The 329-nt window shown below is 61.1% G+C and carries 1 protein-coding gene; it reads left to right on the forward strand.

All coding sequences use genetic code 11. From position 1 onward, the window contains the following. Window positions 1–329, forward strand: a 329-nt coding sequence (locus U5A57_RS41505) for a LysR substrate-binding domain-containing protein (RefSeq protein ID WP_321918139.1), incomplete at both ends; no start/stop codon positions are given.

The raw sequence follows: 329 nt of genomic DNA on the forward strand, positions 1-329 counted from the left end.
GCGTACAGCTGCGTGGCGCAGGTGCTTGCGAGCTATCAGCAGGCATTTCCCGATGTTTCCGTCGAACTCAAGGTCGAGCAGAGCATGCCGAGCCTTGTCGAGGACGGCTACGACCTTTCGATCGTCTCGGCCACCCAGTTGCCGGACTCTGCCTATATCTCACAAGCGTTGGGCGCGGCGTACGCAGTGCCGGTTGCCTCCGAGTCATATCTCAAGCAGCGTGGCTATCCGCGAAAGCTGACCGATCTGGCCAATCATGCACTGCTGCAACTCGAAAGCCCCGTCGCGCCGCCCGACGAATGGCATCTGCAACAGGGAGCCGACACCCA

This window comes from Paraburkholderia sp. J11-2, assembly GCF_905220185.1.
Taxonomy (GTDB): Bacteria; Pseudomonadota; Gammaproteobacteria; order Burkholderiales; family Burkholderiaceae; genus Paraburkholderia.